This is a genomic window from Morganella morganii H1r, assembly GCF_000633515.1.
Lineage (GTDB): Bacteria > Pseudomonadota > Gammaproteobacteria > Enterobacterales > Enterobacteriaceae > Morganella > Morganella morganii_B.
On record NZ_AYMP01000020.1, the window covers coordinates 46,062 to 55,401 of the forward strand.

Consider the following 9,340-nt stretch of genomic DNA (forward strand, 5'->3'; position numbering starts at 1 on the left):
GCATCATCAGGAATGCATATATGAAAAAGGTGTTTATCACAGCCTGCCTGCTGGCAGGTGCCGCAGTCAGTGCCGCACACGCAGATACCCGCAGTGATCTTCAGTCACGTCTGGGAAAAGTGAACAGTTTCCATGCGAATTTCGCACAGACCGTCACTGATGCTGACGGCGCACTGGTTCAGGAAGGAACAGGGGATTTATGGGTGAAACGCCCGAACCTGTTCAACTGGCAGATGAGCGCGCCGGATGAAAGCGTACTGGTCTCTGACGGCAAAACACTGTGGTTCTATAACCCGTTTGTTGAGCAGGTCACCGCCACCTGGCTGAAAGATGCCACACAAAATACACCGTTTATGCTGATCACCCGTAACGACCCGGCTGACTGGCAGCAGTACATGGTGAGTCAGCGCGGCGACAGCTTTGAGCTGAAACCGAAAACCAGCAACGGCAATCTGAAATTATTTACTATCACGGTAACTCCGGACGGTATTATTCAGCAGTTTGCCGCCGTTGAGCAGGATGGCCAGAAAAGCAGCTATCAGCTCAAAGGGCAGCAGAGTACTGATGTGAATATGAGCAAATTCACCTTTACACCGCCGAAGGGGGTTACGCTGGACGATCAGCGTCAATGAGGCGTCAGTGACTAACTTTTCTCTCGATTTTTCGCAAAACGATTACCAGCCTCTGGCCGCCAGAATGCGGCCGGGGACACTGGAACAGTACATCGGACAGACTCACCTGCTGGCAGAGGGCAAACCGCTGCCGCGGGCTATCCGCGCCGGACAGCTCCACTCCATGATCCTGTGGGGGCCGCCGGGCACCGGGAAAACCACCCTGGCGGAAGTGATCGGCCACTATGCGGATGCGGATATCGAGCGACTGTCGGCGGTGACCTCCGGAGTAAAAGAGATCCGTGAAGCTATCGAGCGGGCGCGTCAGAACCGCAATCTGGGGCGCCGCACCATTCTGTTTGTGGATGAGGTACACCGCTTCAATAAAAGCCAGCAGGATGCATTTCTGCCGCATATTGAGGATGGTACTGTTACCTTTATCGGTGCCACCACCGAAAACCCGTCATTTGAACTTAATTCAGCCCTGTTATCCCGCGCCCGTGTTTATCTGCTCAAATCGCTGTCACCGGAAGATATCGAAGCGGTTCTGATTCAGGCGCTGAATGATTCTGAGCGCGGTCTGGGCGGACAAAATATCGTGCTGCCGGATGAAACCCGTAAACTGCTGGCGGAACTGGTCGCCGGTGATGCCCGCCGTTCGCTGAATGTGCTGGAAATGATGGCGGATATGGCTGAAACCGGCGCTGACGGCAAACGTATTCTGACCACTGAACTGCTGAAAGAAGTCAGCGGGGAACGCAGCGCCCGTTTTGATAACAAAGGCGATCGCTACTACGACCTGATTTCCGCGCTGCACAAATCTGTGCGCGGCTCGGCACCGGATGCCGCACTCTACTGGTATGCCAGGATTATCACCGCAGGCGGTGACCCGCTCTATGTTGCGCGTCGTCTGCTGGCGATTGCATCGGAAGATGTCGGTAATGCCGATCCGCGTGCCATGCAGGTCGCGATTTCCGCCTGGGACTGCTTTACCCGGGTGGGACCGGCGGAAGGTGAGCGGGCGATTGCTCAGGCGATTGTTTACCTCGCCTGCGCACCGAAAAGTAATGCCGTTTACACCGCCTTCAAAGCGGCGATGCGTGACGCAAAAGAAGGGCGGGATTATGACGTGCCGGCGCATCTGCGTAACGCGCCGACCAAACTGATGAAAGAAATGGGGCTCGGCAAAGAGTACCGTTACGCGCATGATGAAACGAATGCGTATGCCGCCGGGGAAGTCTATTTTCCGCCTGAAATGCGCGATACCCGCTACTATTTTCCGGCAAACCGGGGCATGGAAGGTAAAATCGGCGAGAAACTCGCCTGGCTTGCTGAGCAGGATCAAAATAGCCCGATAAAACGCTACCGTTAACGCCGCTGTTGCGGTAAGGTGTGAAACAGATGACACTCCCGTTATAACAACAAGCACAGGAATAGCATGCTCGATCCAAATTTACTGCGTAATGAGCTGGACGCGGTTGCCGAAAAACTTGCTCGCAGGGGTTTTACCCTGGATGTGGACACGCTGCGCACTCTTGAAGAGCGCCGCAAGGTTTTACAAGTTGAAACTGAAACTCTGCAGGCTGAACGCAACTCCCGATCGAAGTCCATTGGTGAAGCGAAAGCCCGCGGTGAAGACATTGAAGCAGTGCGCCGTGAAGTGAACCTGTTAGGGGAAAAACTGGATACGGCCAAAGCTGCGCTGGATGAAGTGCAGGCTGAGTTACGTACCATTGCCCTGAATATTCCTAACCTGCCGGCAGACGAAGTGCCGTTTGGTAAAGATGACAGCGATAACCCTGAAGTCAGCCGCTGGGGCACACCAAAGCAGTATGATTTTGAAGTGCGTGATCACGTTTCACTCGGTGAAATGACCGATGGCCTGGATTTCCCGGCTGCCGTCAAACTGACCGGTGCGCGTTTTGTTGTGATGAAAGGCCAGATTGCCCGCCTGCACCGCGCTATCGCACAGTTCATGCTGGATCTGCACACTGAACAGCACGGCTATCAGGAAATCTATGTACCGTATCTGGTCAATCAGGATACGCTGTACGGTACCGGCCAGTTACCGAAATTTGCCGGTGACCTGTTCCATACCAAACCGCTGGAAGAAGAAGCGGAAACCAGCAGCTACGCGCTGATCCCGACAGCTGAAGTGCCCGTCACTAACCTGGTCCGTGATGAAATTCTGGATGAAGCGGATCTGCCGTTGCGTATGACCGCTCATACACCGTGCTTCCGTTCCGAAGCCGGTTCGTATGGACGTGATACCCGTGGTCTGATCCGTATGCATCAGTTTGACAAAGTTGAGCTGGTTCAGATTGTGCATCCGGAAAAATCCATGGAAGCACTGGAAGAACTGACCGGTCACGCTGAGAAAGTATTACAGCTGCTGAACCTGCCATACCGTAAAGTGCTGCTGTGCACCGGCGATATGGGCTTCGGTTCCCGTAAAACCTATGACCTCGAAGTCTGGGTTCCGGCGCAGAATACTTACCGCGAAATCTCATCCTGCTCTAACTGCTGGGATTTCCAGGCGCGTCGTATGCAGGCACGTTTCCGTGGTAAAGAGGATAAAAAACCACAGCTGGTTCATACCCTGAACGGCTCCGGTCTGGCTGTCGGCCGTACCCTGGTGGCTATCATGGAAAACTATCAGCAGGCTGATGGTCGTATCGAGATTCCGGAAGTATTACGTCCGTATATGAAAGGTCTGACACATATCGGCTGATTGCCGGTCTGTTGTTACTGATCTGATAAAAATCCCGCCGGTGAAAACCTGCGGGATTTTTTTGTCTGTATTTTACCGATCACAGTGTGCTGAATTTTTTACTTTCAAAGATATTACGGGTGGCTTCGAAATGCTCGCGGCGTGGTGAGGTCAAGTGAGAATCCCAGCGCGGATTAAACAGAATATAATAGCCGTGCTGATGCAATATGTGTAAAAGCTGTTTCAGCCCGTCCTTATTTTCTGCCGTGACGATCTGAGGAAGATCACCTATTTGTTCCGGCAAAAAGAAAGTGGCGGGAAAATTATCATCCAGTTCAGAATACGGGTTTGCCGCATCCATGCCGTGATGAACAACGTCACAGCCCGGTTTACAGTTCAGTGCGGTGTTGATCTTCGGTATCAGATCTGCAATGCGTTGTGAACTATTACCATAACCCGGATGTTCCAGTGCCAGTAACTCTTTACGGATAGCATCCTGAGCAGATGCACGGCGTAAAATCTCTTTCGGGGGTAATGAAACCGGGGTTTTCATCCCTTCTGCTACTGTGGCACTGCGGAAGAACGGCTTTTTTGGGGTGTCTGATGAAAGCAGATATGCACGCTGGCGTATATGTTCTTCCGGACTGATACTTTTTATTCTGAGTGTATCCTGTATGCCATGATCCTCCATCCGGTGTGAAACAATCATCAGGTCATAATCTGCAGTCAGTGGCTTGTTAACCTCCGGAGAATATAACACCTGTACCGGGTTTTTATTGTTTTCAGGAAAAATGGTGTACAAATTATCACCGGAAGTCTTGGCAGTATAGCGGATAGGCTGCTCCGGGGTACCTGAAGATACAGACAGTGTATAAGTGACTTTTCCTGTCTCATCACCGCAGAGTGGTGGCTGGCATTCACTGATCAGCTTCATCTCAATCAATTCTCTGATACGTTGTGTGGTGATAACCAAATCACCGGGCTCGGCATATTTTCCCCTGATACATTGCTGTATCTCTTCATTCATCCGGCTGATTTTACCGGTATTATCACCCGGTTTATTGCCCGGTTTATTACCCATCTTGCTAAGATGCTGTTCAACCGGAATAAACCCTGCCATTGGCCCGAGATTAGCGCTTTTACCTTTAATATGAAAATTTTTGGTCGGATAACCGGCATTGATAAGACCTGTCGCGGCGCGTTCAACCGGCCGGAAGCTGACAACCAGCTTTTCTTTTTCTGCAAAAGCCAGAAGCGGTGTGAGATGTTTTTCAGCAATACCGCTGTGGTGAAGAATTCCTGCCTGATCGGTGATCAGAAAAGGGCATTCTTTTTTTGTTTCAGCTGCAGGCTGATGAGGCGTATCCGGTGTACAGACAGATACCGGTGAGGGGAGTGACGGAGTGATTCGCGGAATAAGTATTATCCCTGATATAAAACGATAAGGATAAAAAAATGACAGAAAAAAAGTGCCAGAAAACAACCGGAAACAGAGGTGAAAAGATATAATATCCGACCATATTTTCTGTATCTGGTACCACTCTGAGATTATCGGTAAACAATATTCAGATCTGATATTGTATTCGCGGTACCATACCGCTCACTCTTCGGATATTATTACGGAAAACGATATGTTTTAAAAAACAAGGATGGAAAACAGACAGAAAAGGTAAAAAATGACCTGATACGGCATTGCCGTGAATATTTGAGTGAGGCAGGAACCAGAGCGGCGATTTATCCTGCGTTGTCAGAGATCTGACAGCACACCGGGGTGTGCTGTTAATAACAAAAGGGTGGTGACTTAATACATCACTTTGTGACCATAGCTTTCCAGGATGGTTTTCACTTTTTCCATGGTCTCTTTTGACGGCGGCTTCACACCATCAAGTTTGTATTCTTCATTCATCGCCGTCCACTTGTGCTTTCCTAATTCATGGTAAGGCAGCAGTTCAATCTTCTCGATATTCTTCATATCTTTGGTGAAATCACCGAGAAGGTGGGCGGAATGCTCATCATCAGACCAGCCCGGCACGACAACATAGCGCACCCAGGTTTTCTGATTCCGTTCAGCAAGATAACGGGCGAACTGTAATGTGCGGTGATTGGATACGCCGACCAAATTCTGGTGGATGCTGTCATCGAGTTGTTTTAAATCCAGCATAACCAAATCGGTCACTTCCATCAGCTCGTCAATGACCGGGTCATAACGGCGGACAAAACCATTGGTATCCAGGCAGGTGTGAATACCTTCTTTTTTACACTCACGGAACCAGTCACGCACGAACTCAGCCTGCAGTATCGCTTCACCACCGGATGCTGTCACACCGCCGCCGGATGCATTCATAAAGTGGCGGTATGTGACCGCTTCTTTCATTAACTCGTCGACAGTGACTTCCTGACCGTCATGCAGATCCCATGTATCGCGGTTATGGCAATACAGGCAACGCATCAGACAGCCCTGGAAAAAGACGATAAAACGAATGCCCGGGCCGTCAACGGTCCCGCAGGATTCAAATGAGTGAATACGACCTAATACTGACATGACAGGATTACTCCAAAACTGACCAGTTATAATAAAGGCCCCGAAACAGAGGGGCCTTTTAGTTTAAGTTATTTTAATAAGACAGCAAATGGTTACCGCACAAATTACATGGATTTTGTGAATGTACGGGTAATAACGTCTTTCTGCTGTTCTTTAGTCAGTGAGTTGAAACGAACTGCGTAGCCTGAAACACGGATAGTCAGCTGAGGATATTTCTCAGGATTTTCCATTGCTTCTAACAGCATTTCACGGTTCATTACGTTCACGTTCAGGTGCTGACCACCTTCGATGCTTGATTCGTGGTGGAAGTAACCATCCATCAGGCCTGCCAGGTTAGTACGACGAACATCGTCATCTTTACCTAATGCGTTTGGTACGATAGAGAAGGTGTAAGAAATACCATCTTTCGCGTAAGCAAACGGCAGTTTGGCAACGGAAGTCAGAGAGGCAACAGCACCTTTCTGGTCACGGCCGTGCATAGGGTTAGCACCTGGTCCGAACGGAGCGCCTGCGCGACGGCCGTCCGGGGTGTTACCGGTTTTCTTACCATACACAACGTTAGACGTGATGGTCAGAATTGACTGTGTAGGAACCGCGTTACGGTACATGTGGTGTTTCTGAATTTTCTTCATGAAACGTTCAACGATATCACATGCGATGTCATCAACACGGGAGTCGTTGTTACCGAACTGCGGATATTCGCCTTCGATTTCGAAGTCAACAGCCAGACCGCTTTCGTCACGAACCGGTTTAACTTTCGCGTATTTGATTGCAGACAGGGAGTCAGCTGCAACAGACAGACCTGCGATACCACATGCCATTGTACGATATACGTCACGGTCATGCAGAGCCATCAGCGCTGCTTCGTAGCTGTATTTGTCGTGCATGTAGTGGATGCAGTTCAGCGCGGTGACATAGTTAGTTGCCAGCCAGTCCATGAAGTGATCCAGGCGATCCATAACCAGATCGTAATCCAGAACGTCTGCTTTGATTGCTTCAGTTTTAGGACCAACCTGGATTTTCAGTTTTTCGTCAACACCGCCGTTGATTGCATACAGCAGGGTTTTAGCCATGTTTGCACGGGCACCGAAGAACTGCATTTGTTTACCGACAACCATCGGGCTCACGCAGCATGCGATTGCGTAGTCATCGTTATCAAAGTCAGGACGCATCAGGTCATCGTTCTCATACTGTACAGAAGAGGTATCGATAGACACTTTAGCCGCATAACGTTTGAAGTTCAGAGGCAGTTTTTCAGACCACAGGATGGTCATGTTTGGTTCCGGTGAAGGACCCATGGTGTACAGGGTGTTCAGGAAACGGAAACTGTTTTTGGTGACCAGAGTACGGCCGTCGGTACCCATACCTGCCAGAGATTCTGTTGCCCAGATTGGGTCACCGGAGAACAGTTCATCATACTCAGGGGTACGCAGGAAGCGGACCATACGCAGTTTCATGATCAGGTGGTCAACGATTTCCTGAGCTTCAACTTCAGTGATTTTGCCTTGTTCCAGGTCACGCTGGATGTAAATGTCCAGGAATGTGGAAACACGGCCGAAGGACATTGCAGCACCGTTCTGAGACTTAACCGCAGCCAGGTAGCCGAAGTAAGTCCACTGTGCAGCTTCCTGTGCGTTAGTTGCAGGACCGGAGATATCCAGACCGTATTTGGCAGCCATTTCTTTCATCTGGCCTAATGCACGGTGCTGTTCTGAAATTTCTTCGCGCAGCTGGATAGTTTCACGCAGATCTTCGCCGCTTTCTAATTTAGCCTGCAGAGAAGTGAACTGGGCGAATTTGTCTTTCATCAGGAAGTCGATACCGTACACAGCAACGCGACGGTAGTCACCGATGATACGACCACGGCCGTATGCGTCAGGCAGACCGGTCAGAACACCGGATTTACGGCAGCGGATGATGTCCGGAGTATAAACGTCGAACACACCCTGGTTGTGAGTTTTACGGTATTCGGTGAAGATTTTTTCGACTTCAGGGTTCATTTCGCGGCCGTAGGCTTTGCATGAACCTTCGATCATACGGATACCACCGAACGGCAGCATTGCACGTTTCAGCGGTTTTTCAGTCTGCAGACCAACAACTTTTTCTAAATCTTTGTTGATGTAACCGGCATCGTGAGAAGTGATAGTAGACGGCAGATCAGTGTCAAAATCGACAGGAGCATGGGTGCTGTTTTCGATTTTGATGCCTTCCATGACAGAAGTCCACAGAGCAGTTGTTGCCTCTGTAGCACCTGCTAAGAAAGACTCATCGCCTTCATATGGGGTGTAGTTTTTCTGGATAAAGTCACGGACGTTAACTTCCTGTGACCAGTCACCCAGATTAAAGCCTTGCCATGCTGAAGCGAATTTTTCATTTAATTCTGACATGATACTTTACCTTTTAACAATGGAACTTAGAAATTCAGTCGTGATAAACAGAGATTAATGCTTCTGGTCACCGCGTAAATGAATCAGCCAATAAGTCAGACCTACTAAAACTGCACCACCAATAATGTTGCCGATGGTGACCGGAATCAGGTTGTTAATCACAAAATCAGAAACTGTCAGTGACGGAAACTGTTCAGGCGACGAACCAACCATAGTCCAGAATTCAGAAGGTGCAAAATTTTTAATCATAATCCCCATCGGGATCATAAACATATTGGCGATACTGTGCTCAAATCCGCTGGCAACAAACATACCGATAGGAAAGACCAGGACTAACAGTTTATCGGTCAGACTACGGCCGGCGTAGCTCATCCATACCGCCAGACAAACCATTAAGTTTGCCAGAATCCCGAGACAGACGGCTTCAGTAAAGGTGTGATGAAGCTTATGATCCGCTGTTTGCAGGATATTTAATCCCCACAGCCCGTTGGCTGCCATATACTGTCCGGCGAACCAGATAAGGGCGACAAAGAAGAGGGCGCCGATCAGGTTACCGAAATACACGCGGGTCCAGTTTGCAAACATCTGTCCCCAGGTGATACGCCCGGTGGCTTTTGCCACGCTGGTTAATACGGTGGAGGTGAATAGGTCAGCCCCGCAAACCACAACCAGCATCAGACCGAGCGAGAAACATAAACCACCGATAAGTTTAGCGATACCAAAAGGCACTATGCCTGCGGTACCGGTGGTGGCGGTAATATAAAAGACAAAACCTACTGAGATGAAAATTCCTGCCATAAATGCAGATAAGTATGTGATGTGAGGGGCTTTCGTTGCTTTATAGACACCCACATCGTCTGCAACATGTGCCATAGCGGCAGGAGATAATAAATTAAAAAGTGCGTCAGTTTTCATAATGCTAACTGTCTCTTGATTCCAAATAATTATAGCACGCAATGATAGTAGCAAAGGGTGAAAAAATTAAACTTGATGTGGATCATAAAGGCGTTCAAGAGAATCGTCAAATACCCTGAGAAAAGTTGAAAAATCAATGTAAGTTTATGTATATAAAAGAAAAAAAATTTTTTAA

The 9,340-nt window shown here is 49.1% G+C and carries 7 protein-coding genes; 3 read left to right on the forward strand and 4 right to left on the reverse strand.

The window, feature by feature from the left end:
• Positions 1-20 precede the first annotated feature (20 nt).
• From lolA to serS, 3 genes are all read left to right on the forward strand, one after another.
• Entirely contained in the window at positions 21-632 is a 612-nt protein-coding gene (gene lolA, locus U868_RS0112825; RefSeq protein ID WP_025153643.1) for an outer membrane lipoprotein chaperone LolA, read from the forward strand.
• 7 nt (positions 633-639) lie between these two features.
• Positions 640-1,983, forward strand: coding sequence for a replication-associated recombination protein A (locus U868_RS0112830; protein WP_036411838.1), 1,344 nt, complete (start codon positions 640-642; stop codon positions 1,981-1,983).
• Positions 1,984-2,049: 66 nt separating this feature from the next.
• Positions 2,050-3,342 (forward strand): serine--tRNA ligase, encoded by a 1,293-nt coding sequence (gene serS / locus U868_RS0112835; RefSeq protein ID WP_025153645.1) that lies wholly within the window; start codon positions 2,050-2,052, stop codon positions 3,340-3,342.
• 79 nt (positions 3,343-3,421) lie between these two features.
• Here serS and U868_RS0112840 read toward each other — a convergent pair whose 3' ends face one another.
• From U868_RS0112840 to focA, 4 genes are all read right to left on the reverse strand, one after another.
• Positions 3,422-4,804: an anthrax toxin-like adenylyl cyclase domain-containing protein gene (locus tag U868_RS0112840; protein ID WP_025153646.1), complete on the reverse strand. Its 1,383-nt coding sequence runs from the start codon at positions 4,802-4,804 to the stop codon at positions 3,422-3,424.
• 318 nt (positions 4,805-5,122) lie between these two features.
• A complete protein-coding gene (gene pflA / locus U868_RS0112845) occupies positions 5,123-5,863 on the reverse strand; it encodes a pyruvate formate lyase 1-activating protein (protein WP_025153647.1) in 741 nt (246 codons plus the stop codon).
• Between the two features lie 104 nt (positions 5,864-5,967).
• Positions 5,968-8,250 carry a formate C-acetyltransferase gene (pflB, locus tag U868_RS0112850; protein ID WP_025153648.1) on the reverse strand — a complete coding sequence of 761 codons (2,283 nt, stop codon included), beginning with the start codon at positions 8,248-8,250 and terminating at the stop codon, positions 5,968-5,970.
• A gap of 54 nt (positions 8,251-8,304) precedes the next feature.
• A complete protein-coding gene (gene focA, locus U868_RS0112855; RefSeq protein WP_025153649.1) occupies positions 8,305-9,165 on the reverse strand; it encodes a formate transporter FocA in 861 nt (286 codons plus the stop codon).
• Positions 9,166-9,340 lie beyond the last annotated feature (175 nt).